The following is a 16,378-nucleotide window of genomic DNA, read 5'->3' as shown; positions in this document are numbered from 1 at the left end:
GGGGCCTGTCGATGACGACAGAATGTACGGACCGCGGCACCGGGAGCGACGCCGGAAACGAGACCTCTCCCCGGGAAACCCGAAGATACGGGTATCCCAAAAACAAGCCACTCGGCGACGTGCACGAATGCCCGCCCGCCGCGCACTGCCTCCCATCCGGACTTTCACCGTCGGTCCAGGAATTTCACCTGGTCAACCGGCCGCTGGAGGCGGCCGGGTCGCGGACTGTAACCGCCGGTTCGGAATTACACCGACCCCGGAGTGCGCTGCTTTTGGTACGAGGCCAGTGTGCCACGCCTGATCGACGCCCATACGGGCGAACCCCTGTGGCCTGGCTCACAGCAGCCTGTGACAGGCCTCTGACCGGCGGTGACGGGTCCCGCCGGGACTTTGAGGCGGCTCCGCCCGGCCTCCGGGCCCCCGCCGGGACCTTGGGCGGCTCGACTCAGCCTCCCGGGCCGAACACCTCGTCCTGCGCGGCGTCCCTTGCGGCCAGCAGCGCGCCCCGCAGGACCGCCGCGCCGCCGAGCGTGCTCGCGCGCACCTCGGTGTGCAGCGGTGACATGGCGGCGAGGCGCTCCGCCACCCGGGTGGCGAGCGCGTCGCCGCCCGCGCGGCCGACCTCGCCGCCGAGCACGACGCAGCCGGGGTCGAGGATCGCGGCCATGGCGGCGGCACCCACGGCGACACGGTCGGCGGCGGCGTCGAGGAAGGCGTCGGGGCCGGACTCCACGGCGCGGCGCACCATGTCCGCGGCCCCGCTCCCGGCCGCCATGCCATGCTCGGCGCCGAGTTCACGGAGGGCGGCGGCGCAGGCCAGTGAGTGGAAGCCGCCCTCGCAGGCGGTGGCGGAGGGCAGTACGTGTGTGCCGGGCACCGGCAGGAAGCCGATCTCCCCGGTGCCGCCGGACGCCCCGCGGCGCAGGCTTCCGTCGAGCACGACGGCGGCGCCGACGCCTTCGCCGAGCCACAGGAGGACGAACGTGTCGCGGTCGTGGGCGGCGCCGTCACGCTGTTCGGCGCGGGCGGCGAGGTTGGTCTCGTTCTCCACGAGCACGCGGGCCGGCAGCCGTTCCTGGAGGGCCCCGGCGAGGCGGCGGTGCCAGGCGGGCAGCGAGGTGGTGTCGCGCAGTTCGCCGGTGGCGGGGTCGATGAGGCCGGGGGCCCCGATCGCCACGGTGTGCAGCCGCTGAACCCCGCCGTCCCGTGCGGTGCGCTCCACGAGGGCGACGGCTCGCTCGACGGCGGGGCCGGTGCCGGTGCCGGTGCCGATGGGCGCGGACGCCTCGGCGAGGACCGCGCCGAGCAGATCGGTGACCACGACGGAGAGGCCGTCGGTGCGTACGTCGACGGCCGCGAGATGCGCCCGGTCGGCGACGATCCCGTACAGCCGGGCATTGGGCCCCCGGCGCCGGGCACCCGCCTCCCCCACGACCGCGATCAGGCCGGAGCCCTGGAGGCGCTCGACCAGGTCGGCGACCGAGGGCCGGGAGAGGCCGGTCAGCTGCTTCAACTGGTTGGCCGTCAGCGGTCCTTCGCGCTGCAGGAGCCCCAGGGCGAGCCGGTCGTTGATGGCCCGGGCGGTGCTCGGTGATGCGGGCATGCCGGGGATCCTTCCATAAAGCTGCTATTTATCAGGCAGGGTTCCTGATAGTTTACGTCGCCGTAGCGGGCGGCACCTCGGGAGGGGCGGAGCATCGATGAGTGAAGTGACCTACGACGTACGTCAGTTGAAGCGGGCGCGGTACGCCGTGGCCGCCGTCTTCTGTGTGCACGGCGCCGTCACCGGCTCCTTCGCCACCCGCGTGCCCTGGATCCAGGAGCACGCCGATCTCAGCGCCGGGCTCCTCGGCCTCGCCCTCGCCTTCCCCGCGATCGGCGCCTCCGTGGCGATGCCGCTGGCGGGCTGGGTCAGCCACCGCTTCGGCGCGCGGACCGCGCTGCGCGGCCTGCTCGCCCTGTGGACGCTCTCCCTGATCCTGCCCTCGCTCGCGCCGAACCTGCCCACGCTCTGCCTGGCCCTGTTCGTGTACGGCGCGACGGCGGGCATGTCGGACGTGGCGATGAACGCCCTCGGTGTCGAGGTCGAGGCCCGCATGAAGAAGTCGATCATGTCGGGGCTGCACGGCATGTGGAGCGTCGGGGCCCTGATCGGTTCCGCGGCCGGCACGGTCGCCGCCCACCTGGGCTCGGACGCCCGGCTGCACCACGCGCTCGCCGCCGCCGCGCTCACCGCGATCGGTCTCGTCGCCTGCCAGGGCGTCCTCGACCTGCAGGCGGAGCCCGAGGACGAGGCGCCGCCGCGCTTCTCGCTGCCGCCCAAGTCGGCGCTGCTCATCGGCGCGGTCGGCTTCTGCGCGGTCTTCGCGGAGGGCGCGAGCCTGGACTGGTCGGCGGTCTATCTGCGGGACGTCCTGGACAGCTCGGCGGGGGTCGCGGCGGCGTGCACCACCGGATTCACGCTCACCATGGCCATCGCGCGGCTCGCGGGCGACGCGGTGGTGGACCGCTTCGGCGCGGTCCGCACGGTGCGGGTGGGCGGCGTGGTCGCGGCGCTCGGCGGTCTCCTCGTGGTGGTGGCGCCGCACCCGGCGGTCGCCATGTCCGGGTTCGCGCTGCTCGGGCTCGGCATCGCGGTCGTGGTGCCCCTCGCGTTCGCCGCGGCCGGACGCAGCGGACCGAACCCGAGCCAGGCCATCGCGGGCGTCGCCACCATCACCTACACATCGGGCCTGATCGCCCCCTCCGCGATCGGCACGCTCGCCGACGCGACGAGCCTGGTGGTCTCCTTCGGCCTGGTGACCGTGCTCGCCTGCGGGCTCGCGGTGTTCGCGGGAGTGCTGCGCACGGACGGCCGTGAGGCCACGCGGGCCGCTCCAGCGGACGCGCCCGCAGGGAAACCGTGAACCTTACGCCGGATTAACATTGCGCTGACTCATTCAGGTCTTGACAAAGTCGGGCGCACAGAAGGCGGAACAGAACCATGGATCTCGGCGTGCGCTGGAGACTGCACGGCGACGGGCGCACCCCCGCGCCCGGAGCGGTCGTCCGTCCCGACGAGCGGCTCTCGTGGCCGCGCACCTTCGGGCTCGGCGCCCAGCACGTGGTCGCCATGTTCGGCGCGTCCTTCGTGGCGCCCGTCCTGATGGGCCTCGACCCGAACCTCGCGATCATGATGTCGGGCGTCGCGACGGTCATCTTCCTGCTCGCCACGCGCGGCCGGGTGCCCAGCTACCTGGGCTGTTCGCTCTCCTTCGTGGGCGTGGCCGCCGTCATCCGCGCACAGGGCGGCTCCTCCGCGACCGTGACGGGCGCGGTCTTCGTGGTCGGTGCCGCGCTGTTCCTCGTGGGCCTCGCCGTCCAAAAGTTCGGGGCGCGGATCATCCACGCCGCGATGCCGCCGATCGTCACCGGCGCCGTCGTCATGCTGATCGGCTTCAATCTGGCGCCGGTCACCGCGTCCACGTACTGGCCGCAGGACCAGTGGACGGCACTCCTGGTGATGCTGTTCACCGGTTTGGCCGTGGTGTGCCTGCGCGGTTTCTGGTCACGCGTCGCGATCTTCCTGGGGCTGATCTTCGGGTACGTCCTGTCCTGGGTCCTCGACCTGGTCTTCGGCAAGATCCACTCGGCGGACGGCTCGGGCAAGGTCGTCGACCACTGGCGTCTTGACCTGTCCGCCGTCGGCAACGCCGACTGGATCGGCCTGCCGACCTTCCACGCGCCGAGCTTCGAGTGGTCGGCGATCCTCGTCGCACTGCCCGTCGTCATCGCGCTGGTCGCGGAGAACGCCGGGCACGTGAAGGCGGTCGGCGAGATGACCGGCGACTCCCTGGACGACAAGCTCGGCACCGCGATCTCCGCCGACGGCGCCGCCTCCATGCTCTCCACGGCGGTCGGCGGCCCGCCCAACACGACGTACTCCGAGAACATCGGCGTGATGGCCGCGACGCGCGTCTACTCCACCGCCGCGTACTGGGCCGCCGCGTGCTTCGCCCTGCTCTTCGGCCTCTGCCCCAAGTTCGGCGCGATCGTGGCGGCCATCCCGGGCGGTGTGCTCGGCGGCATCACCGTCATCCTGTACGGCATGATCGGCCTGCTCGGCGCCCAGATCTGGATCAACGCCGGGGTGGATCTGCGCAATCCGCTGAACCTCGTCCCGGCCGCCGCGGGCATCATCATCGGCGTCGGCGGCGTCTCGCTGAAGATCACCGACAACTTCGAGCTGAGCGGCATCGCGCTCGGCACCATCGTCGTGATCACCGGCTACCACGTGCTGCGCGCCTTCGCCCCGCCGCACCTCAAGTCGCAGGAACCCCTGCTCGATTCGGGCACGTCCACGTACGACGACACCGACGGGGAGGAGAGCGGCGACGGCTCTCAGCCACGCGCCAAGTCGTAGGCGTAGCCGGGCGTGAACGTCCCCGGCGCGCCCTTGCAGCCGTCGGACTCGCCCGGCAGTTTGACCCACAGATAGGCGTCGATGCGGGCCTGGCCGGTACGCAGCGTCGGGCTGGGCCCGAGCCCGCGGCCGGCCGGATCGCACCACTCGCCGTCCGCCGGGGCGCCGTTTCCGTTGCGGCTCGTGTCGATGACGGCGCCGAGACCCGCCGGACCGCCGAGTGCGGACAGGACCGTGCGGGCGTACGCGGCCTCGGCGCCGGTCCGGTGGAAGTTCGATACGTTCGTGAAGATGCCGTCGGACGACGCGGGGGACGCCGCGCCCGCCGCGCGCAGCCGACCGGCCTGCTTGGCCGCGGCGTTCCAGCCGGAGTGCCCGGCGTCGTGATAGACCCTGGCCCGGGGATTGGCCGCCTTCAGGGTGCGGCCCGCGCGGGCCAGTGAGGCGTAGCGGGCGGTGCGCTCCTTGGCCGAGAGGCACTCGGAGAGCGCGATCGCGTCCGGTTCGAGGATGACGATGACCTCGCCGGAGCCGAGGCCCGCGGCGAACTTCCCGATCCACGCGTCGTACGCGGCGAGGTCCGGCGCACCGCCCTGCGACGCGCCCCCGCAGTCGCGGTCCGGTATCGCGTACGGCACGACGACGGGCACCCGGCTCCCGGCGTTCGACGTCACCGCGCGCACCCGTGACGTGATGGTCCCCGGCGCGTACTCCGCGAACCACACGGCAGCGGGACGCTCCGCTATCCGCGACTCGATGAGCGGCCTGCGGGGGTCGCCGCGGTTCGCCCTGACCCAGTCGAGAACCTGGGAATCACCGTGCCGGTAGAGCGAATCGGCCGAGGCGGCGGCGCTGCTCGGCTTCTCCGGGCGCGGCGTCGAAGGCTTCGGTTCCGGCTTCGGGGCGGCGGACGACTTCGTCGGGGACGGCTCCGCCGAGGTCTTCGACGCGGACGGTGTCGGCACCGCGGGCAGCGGTTCCAGCGTCGGCGACTTCGTCACCCTCGGGCGCGCCTGGTCCTTGCCGCCGCCCTCGTCCAGGGCGGACACCATTCCGGTGACGGCGCCGACGGCGGCCACGACCGAGGCCGCGGCGACCATGACGCCACGGCGGGCGGCGCCCCTCCGCTCGGCCCGCCGTTCGGCGCGATGTCGTGCGCGGTGACCTGTCACGGTGCTGTCCCTCCCCCGTGTCCCCCTGACACGGTGTGCCGGCTCCCCTCCCCAGGGGCACACACGGTCACCGTTCCCTCGTTCTGGGGAAGCGGCCGGTGCGGTGGCACTCGGGCCAGCCTAGGGCTGGGACCCTGCCACCATGGCGCAGTCGGAGCGGTTCGCGGGGTCCACAGGCTCGGCACTCGGGGTTGACGACGTGGTGACGCGGATGCGCGCGCTCGGCACCGGCTTCCCGTCGGGCGACGGGGTCGGGGTCTTCAACCGGGTCTATCTGTCGGTGACCGAAGAGGTGGGACGCCATCTCGACACCGGCCGTTTTCCGGACAGCGGAGCCGCGGTCACGCTGGACGTGCTCTTCGCCGAGCGCTATCTGCGGGCGGTCGACGCGGTGGCCGCCGACCGCAGGCCGCCCGCCTGCTGGCGCCCGCTGTTCCAGCTCCGGCGCCATCCCGGCGTACGCCCGCTGCAGTTCGCGCTCGCGGGCATCAACGCGCACATCGGCCACGACCTTCCGCTGGCCGTCATGGACACCTGTCGTACGCTCGGCTGCGAACCGGCGGACCTGGAGGACGAGTTCGACCGCGTGGGCGACATCCTCGTCTCGCTGGAGGAGAACATCCGCGAAGATCTGATGCCGGGCCCCGACCTCTTCCAGATCGCCGACCCGCTCACCCACCTGCTTGGTTCCTGGAGTCTGGAGCGGGCCAGGGACAGCGCCTGGGCGACGGCCCTGACGCTGCGGGCGCTGGACGAACTGCCCGCCGTCGCCGAGGAGTTCCGGGAGCGTCTGGACGGAGCGGTCGGCCTGGTGGGCCGGATGCTGCTCACTCCCCTGCCGGACTGATCCGGCCGCCGTGCGTCCGCCGCCGAGGAACTCCCCGCGCATAGCTGTACGTTGAAGGCAGTGACCCCGGATGCGAAGGAGCACCAGCATGGCCACACGACTCGGTCTCAGCCTCCCGCAGGGCCGGCAGTACAGCCTCGGGCGGGATGTCCCGGCCGTCGCCCGCGCCGCCGAGGAGATCGGGTACGAGAGCCTGTGGGTCTTCGAACGCGTCCTGTTCCCCGAGCCCGCGACCCAGGGTCTGTACGGCATCGAGGGACTGCCCTGGCCCGACACCTACCGCTCGGTGGCCGATCCGCTGGTCACGCTGACCCTGGCCGCCGCCGCCACCGAGCGGGCCCGCCTGGGCACCAGCGTCCTGGTCGCCCCGCTGCACATCCCGTTCCAACTGGCGCGCTCACTGGCCACGTTGGACGCGGCGAGCGGCGGCCGCGTCGTCGCGGGGTTCGGCACGGGCTGGTCCCACGACGAGTACGCGGCTTCGGGGGTGGCCCCCTTCGAGAAGCGCGGCAAGGTTCTGGACGAGCTGATCGACGTCTGCCACGCGGTGTGGGGCCCGGACCCGGTGTCGTACGAGGGCGAGCTGACCACGATCGCCCCCTCGGTGGTCGGCCCCAAGCCCGCGCGCCCCATCCCCATCCTGCTGCCCGCCAACAGCCCGCGCTCCCTGCGCAGGCTCGTCGACCGCGCCGACGGCTGGATGCCGGTGGGCGTGGGCGCCGCGAAGCTGGCCGAGCAGGCGCAGGCCCTGAAGGAACTGGCCGCCGAGCGGGGCCGGACGCGGCCGGTCCAGAGCGTCCTGCGGGCCAACGCGCGGTACACGGCGAAGCCGTACGAGGGCGAGAAGCGCGCCCCCTTCCGGGGCAACGTCGCCCAGATCGTCGAGGACCTCGCGGCGCATGCCTCGACGGGCGCGGTGGAGGAGATCCTCATCGAACTCGCGGGCAGCACGAGGGATGCCGAGGAGCTGAAGGATCTGGCGGCGGAGGTGTACGAGGCGGCGAGGGCGGCGGGGGTATAGGGCAGGCGCCCCGAAGGGGCGCGGGGAACTGCGCGACCAGCCACGACGGGCCGTCGCATTCCCACACGCCCCAGCCGAAACGGCGCTGCCTGTCAGTCCTCAGGCAGCTCGACGGGAGCAATCTCGTCATAGACGTCCCCGGGACCGGGGTTGGTCCCGTCCGTGGCCCCGCCAAGGTGATGCATGACGCCCCACACGGCGTTCAGCGCGGTCGTCACAGCGCCTTCGGCCCACCCCGCCGTCCAGGAGATGTCATCCCCGGCGAGGAAAATACCCCGCTTGTCCGCCGGCAGGCGATCCTGCATGAAGTGCGTGAACAGGCGCCGCTGGTAGCGGTAGTGACCCGGCAGGTTCGCCTTGAAGGCGCCCATGAAGTACGGCTCGTTCTCCCACGACACCGTCACCGGGTTGCCGATGATGTGCTTGCGGATGTCGACCTTGGGATAGATCTCGCCGAGCGACTTGAGCATGACCTCCATGCGCTCGTTCGCCGACAGCGGCAGCCACTTCAGGCTGTCGTCGCACCAGGTGTAGGAGAGGCAGATGGTCGCGGGCTTGTCCGGACCGTCGTCGAGCAGGTACGTGCCGCGCGTCATCCGGTCGGTGAGCGTCATCGACATGACGTCACGGCCCGTCTCCTCGTCCTTGTCCAGCCAGAACGGCCGGTCCACCGGGACGAAGAGCTTGGAGGACTCCATGTAGTGGGTCCGCTCCATCGCCGTCCAGTGGTCGATGGGGAAGAGCGAGTCGTCGCACGCGATCTTCGAGAGCAGCATCCAGGACTGGGCGGTGAAGATCGCCGCCTGGTAGGTGCGGATGTCGCCCGAGGAGTCGGTGACGGTCACGCGGTTGCCCGCGGTGCGGTCAAGACGGGTCACGGCGGGCTTCGGCACGCCGCCCTCGTGCAGCGAGCTCAGGGACGTGCCGAGGTCCCAGTGCACGATCTTCTGCGGCTCGCGGTCCCACATACGCAGGGGCAGCTGCTGGCTGCCGCCGACGATGCCGCGGTGGTGGTCGTCGGCCTCGGTGTAGACGACGCGCAGGATCTCCAGGATGGAGTTGGGGAAGTCGGTGTCCCAGCCGCCCGTGCCGAAGCCGACCTGGCCGAAGATCTCGCGGTGCCGGAAGGACTTGAAGGCCTCGGACTCGCAGAGGAATCCGTAGAAGGTCTGGTTGTCGAGCTTCTCGACGAGCTTGGACCAGATCTCGCGGATCTTCGGCACGTCGCGCTCGCGCAGGGCGCGGTTCATGTCGGAGAAGTCGGCGCCCTCCTCCAGGCAGTCGTTCCACGCCTTCGCCACGTCGCGGTAGACCTGCGGCAGGTCGGCGACGGTCTCGGCGTAGTGCGACTCGCCCTTGAGGTCGACGACCGTGGAGGGCGTCGACTCGGCGAGCGGGTTCGGGAACGGCTGGGTCTTGAGGCCCACCAGGTCGATGTAGTGCTGCAGCGCCGTCGAGGACGGCGGGAAGCGCATCGCGCCCATCTCGGCGGTCAGGGCTGCTTCTTCACCACGGGTGGAACAGCCCTCGAAACCGACGGTGCGAAGGCGGCCGCCGATCTGGTCGGCCTCGTAGACGACGGGCTTGAGGCCCATCTTCATCAGTTCGTACGCCGCCACGATGCCGGACAGGCCGCCGCCGATGACCGCGACCTCGGTGCCGTGCTCGGTCGCGGGTATCTGGCCGAGGCCCGCCGGGTGGGCGAGGAAATCGTCGTACGCGTACGGGAAGTCCGGACCGAACATGGTGATCGGCGGCTGGGCGTCGGTGTGCTGGACGGCGGTGGGCACCGTGGACGTCATGGGGTACGGACTCCTTGCGGGAACGGCAGAACAGAAGAAGGGGGGAGCTCGGTGCGGGTCAGATCAGGGACGCGTACAGACCCGGGCGGCGGTCGCGCAGGTAGGGATTGGCCTCGCGCGACGCGGCGAGGAAGACCGGGTCCGCGTCGGCGAACACCAGCTGCTCGTCCCGTCCGGCGCGGGTGCGCGCGACGCCGTCGGGACCTGCCAGCGTGGAGAGCCCGACGAACTCGAACTCCCCTTCCTTGCCGACCCGGTTGACGTACGCGACGTACATCTGGTTCTCGAAGGCCCGCACCGGCACGACCGACTCCGCGACGAACTGGAAGGGGTGCATCTGGGCCGTGGGCACGAGCAGCAGATCGGTGCCCGCGAGCGCGTGCGCGCGGACGTTCTCCGGGAACTCCACGTCGTAGCAGATCATCAGGCCGACCCGCAGGCCGTCCAACTCCGTCTGTACGACGGCCTGTTCACCGGGGGTGAAGTGATCCCGCTCGAAGCAGCCGAAGAGGTGGGTCTTGCGGTAGTTCGCGAGGCGCGAGCCGTCGGCGCCGATCAGATGGACGGAGTTGAAGACCGCTTCGCCGTCCCGCTCCGGGTAGCCGTAGGCGATCGCGACGCCGTGGCGTACGGCGGTCTCGGCGATCGCAGTGGCCGACGCCCCGTCGGCGGCCTCGGCCAGACGCGGCACGTCGTCGCCGATCGCGTACCCGGTGAGGTACAGCTCGGGCGCGACAAGGAGCCCCGCCCCGGCCGCCGCGGCACGGCCCGCGGCGTCGTCCAGCGCCTTGAGGTTCTCGGCGACGGAGCCGAGCTGCCCGGAACTCTGGAGCAGGGCGGTGCGCAGCGCAGGCATGGCGGATCCTCGGGGCGTACGAAGGGGCAGGTGGGGTCCGTTAGACGGTACGGTCGGCGGCCCCGTCCGGACAAGGCGCGAGCGTTGCGGGCAGATGCTTGATCTGTTGCGCTTGTGGGCCGCTCGGCGGCGATTCGTTGCGCGACGGCGTGGGACCGGAGCCGTAGCCGTGTCCACCCCCGGGCGCAGGGCGGGCGGGGGTGTTCCCCGCCGCACGGGGGAGGCGGATTGCCGCCTGTGGCCGGACGTGCCGGCACCCCCTGCCGCGAGACCGTGATCTCACCCGGAAGGACCGGGTGAACGGCACTTCGGACGGAGGCTCCCCGTGAGCCGCAACGCACGCACTCGGATCGCCGACAGCCGCCTGACCAGCACGCACAGGCGTGTGATCGCCGCGGCAACCGCCCTGCTGCTCTCCACCGGGGCGGTGGGAGCGGCTGTCGCGGCGGACGGCGGCGGCCCCCGCAAGGCCGCCTCGAAGACCACCCACGCCCGGGAGGCCGCCACCCTCACCGGCACCGCGAAGCTCTACCGCAAGACCACCGAGGATGTGACGTTCACTTTCGACGCCCATCTGGCCAAGCGCGACAACATGCGTCCGGACAAGGCGACCGGCACCTTCAAGTTCGTGCACCTGGACAAGCCGGGCGGCACGGGCGGCTGGGCCGAGGGGCGCATCGACTGCCTGATGACGGGCGGCAAGGTCGCCACGGTCACCGGCGTCATCACCGGCACCAACCTGAAGGACATCAAGGGCGGCCGCGTCGGCTTCACGGTCCACGACCAGGGCAAGCACGACCGCCTGGGCTACAGCTGGGCATCCGTGGGCCGCCCCGACGGGACCAAGAAGCTGACCAAGTGCACGAGCTCCGCCCCCTTCGAGACGGTCAAGAAGGGCACCGGCGACTTCGACGTCAAGCCCTGGCACCCCACGTACCCGACCGACTGACCGCACCGGGCTCACAGGACAAGGCTCGGCAGCGGCGCGCCGGGGGGGGCCTACGCGGGCGCCCCGGAAGAGAACCGCCGCATCAGCGGCGACAGCACGAGCACGGACTTCGTCCGCTCCACGAACGGCTCCCCCGCGATCCGTTCGAGCACCCGCTCGAAGTGCCGCATGTCGGCGGCGAAGACCTGGACGACCGCGTCCGCGTCACCGGTGACGGTGGACGCGGACGAGATCTCCGGATACCTCTCCAGGCCTCGCCGGATCGCCTCCGGCGAGGTGTTGCGACGGCAGTAGATCTCGATGAACCCCTCGGTCTCCCAGCCGAGCGCGGCCGGATCGACCCGCACGGTGAATCCCGTGATGGCCCCGGTCTCCCGCAGCCGGTCGACGCGCCGTTTCACGGCGGGCGCGGAGAGCCCGACCAGCTGGCCGATGTCGGCGTAGGAGCGGCGGGCGTCCTCGGCGAGGGCGTGCACGATGCGTTCGTCGAGATCGTTCAGTCGCACTGGGGGTGGATCACTTCTCTGCGGAGGCCAATCGGGAGCGGCTCATGCCGTACAGGAAGTAGAACACGAGGCCGACGGCCATCCAGACACCGAACACGACCCAGGTGATGGAGTCGAGGCTGAACATGTTGTACGCGCAGAAACCGAAGCCGAGGACCGGGAACAGCCAGCCCAGCGGCACGCGGAAGGTGCGCGGCATGTCCGGGCGGGTCCGGCGCAGCACGATGACGGCGATGTTGACCAGGCCGAAGGCGAAGAGCGTGCCGATGCTGGTGGCGTCGACGAGCTTGCCGAGCGGGATGACCGAGGCGAGCGCGGCGCAGAACAGCGACACGATGACGGTGTTCACGCGGGGCGTGCCGGTCTTCTTGCTGACCTTGCCGAACGCCTTGGGGACCAGGCCGTCGCGGGACATGGCGAACAGGACGCGGGTCTGGCCGTAGAGGACGGTCAGGACGACGGACGCGATGGAGATGACGGCGCCGGCTGCGAGCAGCGTGCCCCAGAAGCTCTGGCCGCTGACGTCGTTCATGATCGCGGCGAGCGCGGCCTCGGAACCCTCGAAGTCCTTCCAGTTCCAGGCGCCGACGGCGACGGCGGCGACCAGGACGTAGAGGGCCGTGACGATGATCAGCGACAGCATGATCGCGCGGGGCAGGTCGCGCTGCGGGTTCTTCGCTTCCTCACCGGCGGTGGAGGCGGCGTCGAAGCCGATGTACGAGAAGAAGAGACTCGCGGCGGCAGCGCTGACGCCGGCCGTGCCGAGCGGCATGAAGTCGGAGTAGTTGCCGGACTTGAAGCCCATGAAGCCGATGGTGCAGAAGAGCACGAGCGCGGCGATCTTCACGATGACCATGATCGTGTTGGCCCGCGCCGACTCCTTGGCGCCGCCGAGCAGGAACACCATGGCGAGCAGGACGACGATCAGGCCGGGCAGGTTGATGATGGCCCCGTCGACCTCACCGGGCGCCGCCGAGAGGGCGTCCGGGATGGTGACGCCGATGGTGCCGTCGAGCAGCTCGTTGAGGTACTCGCCCCAGCCGACGGCCACGGCGGCCACGGACACGCCGTACTCCAGGACGAGGCACCAGCCGCAGACCCAGGCGATGAGTTCGCCCATCGTTGCGTACGCGTACGAGTACGAGGAGCCCGCGACCGGTATGGTGCCGGCCAGCTCGGCGTACGAGAGCGCCGAGAAGAGTGCGGTGAGTCCGGCGATCACGAAGGAGATGGTGACGGCGGGTCCGGCCTTGGGGACGCTCTCGCCGAGGACCACGAAAATGCCCGTGCCGAGCGTGGCGCCGATGCTGATCATGGTCAACTGCCACATGCCCAGTGAGCGCCGCAGTGAGCCGCCCTCACCCTGGCCGCCCTCCGCGACCAGGAGTTCCACCGGCTTGCGCCGCATCAAGCGACTGCCGAACCCCGCGGCCCCCCGGGGGGTCGGTCGGTTCTGCGGGGGTGCGCCTTGGTCGAGCACGCGTGGCTCCTTCATCGCTGCCGGTCAGGGCGGGCGGAACCGGCGGCAGCTCCCACGCATGGCTGGGGACCGCCGAGCAGGCGGTCCCCGCCACACCACGTACAGCGGATGACTCTATGAGGCGCGCTTCACGTACGTAATGCAGCAACCTTGCGCAGACCCGCATGATCGTTGCGTACTTCCCCTTCCCGCGGGTCTTCGTTGCGCGGTCCGTTTCGTCCGTTGCGTCACGAGGGTCCGGGGAGGTGGTTGACACTTCGTCAGATCTGCCTCATGGTGCATCCCGGTCGAGCCGATCGTGCACCCCGGTCGAGAGGGAGGCAGCAGGCGATGGACCTCGATGTGCTGTACGAGATCGACGTACCGAAGCCCTGGAACGGACCGCATCCGCACGGCCAGCGCACCGCCGAGCAGCGCGCCTACCGCGAGGCCGTCGAACAGATCCGGCTCGCGGACCGGGTCGGCTTCCGCACGGTGTGGGCGGTGGAGCACCACTTCCGCGAGGGGCGCTCGCACTGTCCGGCCCCCGAGGTGCTCCTCGGGCATCTCGCGGCGCTCACCGAGCGGATACGCCTCGGCTTCGGCGTCACTCTCACCCCTTTCGGCTTCACTCCGCCACAGCGGATCGCGGAGAAGGTGGCGGCCGTGGACGTGCTGTCGGACGGCCGGGTGGAATGGGGCACCGGCCGCTCGACCCCCATGGAACAGACGGCCTTCGGTGTCGACAGGGAGCAGTCGCGGTCCGACTGGCGCGAGGCGATCGAGATCGTCACGGGCATGTGGCGCGAGGAGTACTTCGCCTACGAGTCGGAGCGCTTCACCTTCCCCCGGCGGATGGTCACCCCCAAGCCGGTCCAGGACCCGCACCCGCCGTGCTGGATGGCCGCCACGTCCCCCGGCTCGGCGGAGGTGGCGGGCGCGGCGGGCCTCGGTCTGCTCTCCTTCTCGATCATGCAGCCGCTCGACGCGATGGCCCGCCAGGTCGCCGCGTACCGTGCGGCGGCACGCACCCCGTCCCCGATCACGGACGTCACCACGGACCGGGTCAGCGCGTACACGCTGGTGCACGTGGCGGACCGCCCCTCGCGGCGGGTCTGGGACTCGGTGGCCTGGTGGTACCGCAACCTGGCCCAGTTCACGCTCGACTGGGAGCTGCCGCACCTGACCCCCGACGAGCGCGAGCGGACCTTCCCCTTCCTCACCCCGATCATCGAAGGGAACGTCCCCGTCGAGGAGTTCGACGCCGGGGACATGATCCTCATCGGTGACGCGGAGACGATCGTCCGCAAGGCCAAGCGCTACGCCGACCTCGGCATCGACCAGCTCATCTGCTACGTCCAGTGGGGCTATCTGGAGCACCAGGAGATCCTGCGCACGATCGAGATCCTGGGCAAGGAAGTCCTCCCGGAGCTGGCGTCCTACCGGCCCCGGCGGGCGGCACCGTGAGCGAACCGCTCGACACCTCCCCCGTCCCCGACTACGCCTCCCTGCACCGCCTGGACGACCGGGCCTTCGTCCTGCTCGGCGCGGGCAACGGCATCGGCCGCCAGACCGCGCACGCGCTCACGGCGGCGGGCGCGCGGGTCCTGTGCGTGGATCTCGACAAGGGCCGCGCGGAGGCGGTCGCCGCCGAGACGGGCGGCGTCCCGTACGTCGCGGACGTGACACGGCGCGAGGAGATGCGGGAGCTCTTCGCCCATGCACGGCGGGAGTTGGGCCCGCTCGGCGGTGTCGTCGACATCGTCGGCATGGCCCGCTACGCGCCTCTGGGCGAGCTGGACGACGCCTCCTGGGACTGGCACTTCTCCCTCGTCCTGCGGCACGCCTGGCTGGCGGTCCAGTACGGCGGCGAGGCGCTCGCCGAGGCGGGCGGTGGCGCCCTGGTCTTCGTCGCGTCGGTGTCGGGTCTGACGGCGGCGCCCTTGCACGCCGCGTACGGGGCGGCCAAGGCGGGCCTGATCTCCCTGGTCCGCTCGGCGGCGGTGGAGTACGGCCCGCGCGGTGTACGGGTGAACGCGGTGGCGCCCGGCGTCGTGTGGACGCCGCGCGTGGCGGGCCTGATCGGCGAGGAGGGCCGCGCGCGCAACGCCGCCAACGCCCCGCTCGACCGGGTGGCCGAGACCTCGGACATCGCCTCCGCGCTGCTCTTCTTCGCCTCGCCGCTCTCCTCGTACGTCACCGGGCAGACGCTCGTCGTGGACGGCGGGGTCGGCGTGAAGTTCCCGTATCCGACCATCGGGAGCGCACGGTGAGGGAGTTCGTGCGGGGTGCGCCCTGGTGGACCGAGGACGGCCAGGTGGTGCGCGCCGACCCGGCCGACCGGGAGCGGCTGCCCCGGGACACCTGGGAGCGGGCGGGTCTGCCGGCCGGGGTACGCCTCGAGTTAACGGCGCGCGGAGTGACCGCCGTGGAGATCACCTACGCCGCGTCCCACCCCTCCCCGACGGACGCGCACAGCACGGCACCCCCCGTCTTCACGCTCCTCACGGCCTCCGACACCGACTCGGACGACGGGAGCGGCGATGGGCGGGCGGGGGTGGACGGCTCCGCGGAAAGCGACGGCGCGCCCGCGTCGTGGGGCGAGGACACCGCGGCCACCGGCTCACACGGACACGCCGATGCCGCAGCGGCACCTGGGTCCGCCCGTGACACCCTCGCGACGCCGGGTGCCCACACGGTCCGCATTCAACTGCCGTGCCCCGACGGGGACTTCATCATCCACCTGCCCCAGACACTGCGCCCCGCCCTCACCGGCCTGCGTCCTGTCGGCGGCGGAACACTGCGGCCACGGCGGAGACAGCCGCGCTGGCTGGTGTACGGCGACTCGATCGTCGAGGGCTGGTCGACGAGCCGTCCGCACCTGGCGTGGCCCGCGCGGGCAGGGCGCGCCCTCGGCGTGGAGACGGTGAACCTCGGATACGCGGGAGCGGCACGCGGAGAGCTGGCTTCCGCCGAGCAACTCGCCTCGCTGGACGCCGACTTGATCACCGTCGCCTTCGGCACGAACTGCTGGTCGCGTACGCCGCATTCGGCGGAGCTGCTGTACGAGACGGCGCGGGCGTTTCTGGGCCTGGTGCGCCGGGGCCACCCGGACGTCCCACTCCTGGTGGTCTCCCCGGTGATCCGCCCGGACGCCGAGACGACGCAGAACGCACTCGGCGCGACGCTCCGGGACCTGCGGACCGCCATGGAGCGGGCGACCCTGGACGCTGGCGCCGACCTGCTGCCGGGCGGCGAACTACTGGACGCCGGACACCTGGTGGACGGCGTACATCCGGGCGACGAGGGCCACGCACTGCTGGCGAAGGCGGTGGCGGCAACCTACGCCCCGTAAGGGGCGCGG

At 71.5% G+C, this 16,378-nt stretch carries 14 protein-coding genes and 1 riboswitch; of the genes, 8 read left to right on the top strand and 6 right to left on the bottom strand.

The genetic code is table 11. The features are described from left to right. Nucleotides 1-138: 138 nt before the first annotated feature. A riboswitch (FMN riboswitch) is annotated at nucleotides 139-269 on the bottom strand. 176 nt (nucleotides 270-445) lie between these two features. Beyond that, a complete protein-coding gene (locus ACWGIH_RS23250) occupies nucleotides 446-1,603 on the bottom strand; it encodes an ROK family transcriptional regulator (protein ID WP_453449794.1) in 1,158 nt (385 codons plus the stop codon). A 97-nt stretch (nucleotides 1,604-1,700) separates the two neighbouring features. Here ACWGIH_RS23250 and ACWGIH_RS23245 point away from each other — a divergent pair, with 97 nt between their 5' ends. Further along, on the top strand, nucleotides 1,701-2,906 hold the full coding sequence (locus ACWGIH_RS23245; RefSeq protein WP_453449793.1) for an MFS transporter: 1,206 nt from the start codon (nucleotides 1,701-1,703) through the stop codon (nucleotides 2,904-2,906). Between the two features lie 77 nt (nucleotides 2,907-2,983). Then, a complete protein-coding gene (locus tag ACWGIH_RS23240; protein WP_453449792.1) occupies nucleotides 2,984-4,402 on the top strand; it encodes a uracil-xanthine permease family protein in 1,419 nt (472 codons plus the stop codon). Here ACWGIH_RS23240 and ACWGIH_RS23235 read toward each other — a convergent pair. Beyond that, nucleotides 4,381-5,502 carry a glycoside hydrolase family 6 protein gene (locus tag ACWGIH_RS23235; protein WP_453449827.1) on the bottom strand — a complete coding sequence of 374 codons (1,122 nt, stop codon included), beginning with the start codon at nucleotides 5,500-5,502 and terminating at the stop codon, nucleotides 4,381-4,383. The two genes, ACWGIH_RS23240 and ACWGIH_RS23235, sit on opposite strands and share 22 nt — an antisense overlap. A gap of 214 nt (nucleotides 5,503-5,716) precedes the next feature. Between ACWGIH_RS23235 and ACWGIH_RS23230 the strand changes: the two genes are divergently transcribed. Together ACWGIH_RS23230 and ACWGIH_RS23225 are read left to right on the top strand one after the other, a co-directional pair. Further along, complete coding sequence (locus tag ACWGIH_RS23230) at nucleotides 5,717-6,421, top strand: DUF5995 family protein (protein WP_453449791.1); 705 nt, start codon at nucleotides 5,717-5,719, stop codon at nucleotides 6,419-6,421. Between the two features lie 88 nt (nucleotides 6,422-6,509). After that, complete coding sequence (locus ACWGIH_RS23225) at nucleotides 6,510-7,442, top strand: LLM class F420-dependent oxidoreductase (RefSeq protein ID WP_453449790.1); 933 nt, start codon at nucleotides 6,510-6,512, stop codon at nucleotides 7,440-7,442. A 92-nt stretch (nucleotides 7,443-7,534) separates the two neighbouring features. Here the strand turns inward: ACWGIH_RS23225 and ACWGIH_RS23220 are convergent, their stop codons facing one another. Next, a complete protein-coding gene (locus ACWGIH_RS23220) occupies nucleotides 7,535-9,244 on the bottom strand; it encodes a flavin monoamine oxidase family protein (RefSeq protein ID WP_453449789.1) in 1,710 nt (569 codons plus the stop codon). Nucleotides 9,245-9,302: 58 nt separating this feature from the next. Continuing rightward, nucleotides 9,303-10,091 (bottom strand): carbon-nitrogen hydrolase family protein, encoded by a 789-nt coding sequence (locus tag ACWGIH_RS23215; protein ID WP_453449826.1) that lies wholly within the window; start codon nucleotides 10,089-10,091, stop codon nucleotides 9,303-9,305. 334 nt (nucleotides 10,092-10,425) lie between these two features. Between ACWGIH_RS23215 and ACWGIH_RS23210 the strand changes: the two genes are divergently transcribed. Beyond that, nucleotides 10,426-11,049, top strand: coding sequence for a Repetin (locus ACWGIH_RS23210; protein ID WP_453449788.1), 624 nt, complete (start codon nucleotides 10,426-10,428; stop codon nucleotides 11,047-11,049). Between the two features lie 50 nt (nucleotides 11,050-11,099). Here the strand turns inward: ACWGIH_RS23210 and ACWGIH_RS23205 are convergent, their stop codons facing one another. Together ACWGIH_RS23205 and ACWGIH_RS23200 are read right to left on the bottom strand one after the other, a co-directional pair. Further along, nucleotides 11,100-11,555 (bottom strand): Lrp/AsnC family transcriptional regulator, encoded by a 456-nt coding sequence (locus ACWGIH_RS23205; RefSeq protein ID WP_453449787.1) that lies wholly within the window; start codon nucleotides 11,553-11,555, stop codon nucleotides 11,100-11,102. Between the two features lie 10 nt (nucleotides 11,556-11,565). After that, nucleotides 11,566-13,035 (bottom strand): amino acid permease, encoded by a 1,470-nt coding sequence (locus tag ACWGIH_RS23200; protein WP_453449786.1) that lies wholly within the window; start codon nucleotides 13,033-13,035, stop codon nucleotides 11,566-11,568. Nucleotides 13,036-13,365: 330 nt separating this feature from the next. Here ACWGIH_RS23200 and ACWGIH_RS23195 point away from each other — a divergent pair, with 330 nt between their 5' ends. From ACWGIH_RS23195 to ACWGIH_RS23185, 3 genes are read left to right on the top strand one after another with little or no spacing between them, the layout of a single operon-like run. Then, nucleotides 13,366-14,481, top strand: coding sequence for an LLM class flavin-dependent oxidoreductase (locus ACWGIH_RS23195; protein WP_453449785.1), 1,116 nt, complete (start codon nucleotides 13,366-13,368; stop codon nucleotides 14,479-14,481). Beyond that, on the top strand, nucleotides 14,478-15,287 hold the full coding sequence (locus ACWGIH_RS23190) for an SDR family NAD(P)-dependent oxidoreductase (protein WP_453449784.1): 810 nt from the start codon (nucleotides 14,478-14,480) through the stop codon (nucleotides 15,285-15,287). The genes ACWGIH_RS23195 and ACWGIH_RS23190 overlap by 4 nt, the downstream gene beginning before the upstream one ends. Beyond that, nucleotides 15,284-16,369 (top strand): GDSL-type esterase/lipase family protein, encoded by a 1,086-nt coding sequence (locus tag ACWGIH_RS23185; protein ID WP_453449783.1) that lies wholly within the window; start codon nucleotides 15,284-15,286, stop codon nucleotides 16,367-16,369. The genes ACWGIH_RS23190 and ACWGIH_RS23185 overlap by 4 nt, the downstream gene beginning before the upstream one ends. Nucleotides 16,370-16,378 lie beyond the last annotated feature (9 nt).

This window comes from Streptomyces sp. NPDC054872, from assembly GCF_053610705.1.
Note: the sequence above shows the minus strand (reverse complement) of the source record. Positions and strands in the feature narration are given on the sequence as shown.